The organism is Kocuria sp. CNJ-770 (genome assembly GCF_001942375.1).
GTDB lineage: Bacteria > Actinomycetota > Actinomycetes > Actinomycetales > Micrococcaceae > Kocuria > Kocuria oceani.
In genome coordinates this window covers 1-1,915 of record NZ_MKJW01000048.1, presented here as the reverse complement: position 1 = coordinate 1,915, position 1,915 = coordinate 1, and the positions used below count along the sequence as shown (strand labels likewise).

At 71.0% G+C, this 1,915-nt stretch carries 1 protein-coding gene and 1 pseudogene; both read right to left on the bottom strand.

The window, feature by feature from the left end; translation table 11 throughout:
- Window positions 1-1,332: pseudogene (locus tag BJF77_RS02410) on the bottom strand (helicase); the annotation flags it as partial.
- A gap of 86 nt (window positions 1,333-1,418) precedes the next feature.
- Window positions 1,419-1,610, bottom strand: coding sequence for a hypothetical protein (locus BJF77_RS02405; protein WP_158041164.1), 192 nt, complete (start codon window positions 1,608-1,610; stop codon window positions 1,419-1,421).
- Window positions 1,611-1,915 lie beyond the last annotated feature (305 nt).

Below are 1,915 nucleotides of genomic sequence, written 5' to 3'. Positions count from 1 at the left end.
CCCGGGCATCTCGTAGACCAGCTCCCCGAGGGACTCCCGCGCCGACGCCTCGTCGGTGCCCAGCAGCCCGGCGATGTTGGCCAGCTCCACCGCACCGAGCGTGTCGAGGGTGACGGCCAGGGCCTCATCGGGGGTGTCCACCCCGAGCACGGGCCGGCGCGGTTGTACCTGACGCTGAGACAGCAGACCGGCCGGGGCCGCGGTGCGGGTGCCCTCGTCGAAGTGCTCCAGGGCCAGCACCAGCGGTCCGAACGGGTCGTCGCCCAGCAGGGCCACCGCCGGCGGGGTGACGCGGGCCAGGATGTCCGCCCCCGCCTCGTCGTATTTACCGGTGCGGCGTTCGGTGAACCGGTTGATCGGCCCGTAGCGGTCGTAGTAGTCCAGGTAACTGTCCCGCAGCTGCTCGCGCATCGCGTCGAGCTCCGGGGTGTCCTCGACGTTGGCGGCCTCCAGGCTCAGCACGGCCCGTGCGGCATCGCGCAATCCCAGGAGGGCACGCAGTTCGGAGTGGCGGGTGCGGGCCACTTTCAATGGTGCGTGCATCCCGTCCACGGTGACCTGGGTGAATCCCTCGGCCCCGCGGTCGGTGATGTGCCCGATCTGCTCCTGCTCACCGGCCGGGATCAGAGCCGCCGCCTCGAGCTCCTGCTTCCCCGTGCGTTCGGCCATCCCGCGCCCAGCCGCCACCGCCTGCCCGGTGATCTCCGCCAACTGCTCGTGCAGCCGGTCCCCGGTGACAGTCAGGTCCTCAGCGCGCACGGTGAGCGTGGCGGAGCCGTACATCCCGTTGCCGATGGTGGGCTGCCCGAGTACCCGCTGAGGGTTCTCGAGGAAGTAGGCGTTCATCCGCCCCCGTTGCCCATCCAGCTCCACCGGGGCGGTGTCCACCCAGGACTGATCCAGCGGCTCCTCCCCGGCCAGGCGGCGGCGGAAGATCAGCACATCGGTCAGCGCGTCCGTGCCAGCAGCCCGGCGGTGGGCCCCTGTCGGCAGGCGCACCGCGCCCAGCAGATCGGCGGTCGCCGCCATCTCCCGGCGGGCCGCAGGGTTCTGCGCATCCAGGGTGAACGCGCTGGAAAGCACCCCGACCACCCCACCAGGCCGGGTGAGGGCCAGGGACTTGAGGATGAAGTGGTTGTGCATCGAATGCCCGCCCGCGTTGTGCCGGGCATCGTGCAGAGAGTTCCGGGAGAACGGGACGTTGCCCACCGCCGCGTCGAAGACCCCGCTGGGCATCCGGGTGTCGGCGAAGGACTCGGTGCGGATGGTGGCTTCTGGGTAGATGGCCTGGGAGATCGCCGCGGTCACCGGGTCCAGCTCCACCCCGGTCATCTGCGTCCCCTCAGGCGCCAGGCCGATGAAGGTGCCGACACCAGAGCCCGGCTCCAGCACCGCCCCGCCCTGGAACCCCAGCCCGCTCAGGCGCCCCAGACCTCGGTGGCGATCGCCGGGTCGGTGTAGTGGGCATTGATCACCGTCCGCCGTGCGGCCGTGTACTCGGCCTCATCCAGCAGCTCGCGCAGTTCGGCCCGCTCGACCTCGTACTCGGTGCGGGACTCGTCGAAGACTTCCGCGACCCCACTGGCACCCCAGGACCCCCACCGGGCCAAGGTGACCCGCTCAGTCTCGGTGACTGCCCGCTCCTCGGCCTGCAAAGCACGTAGTACGCGCAGGGCTGCGAGGTTGGCCCTGAACCTCGCCTGCGCACCAGAGGGGGCCAAGTCGTCCTGGGTGCGCGGGACGAAGCGCCCAGCCGCAAGCTCAGGGCCGCCCAGGGTCAGTCCTGCTCGGCCTCCTGCCGGGCCACCTCGTCCCAGTACGCCCGGTCCTCCCGATTGATCTGCTCCACGACCCGCAGCATCTGCGTCACTCCGGACTCCTCCTCGTCCTCCTCCGGCTCCTGCTGCACCGACGG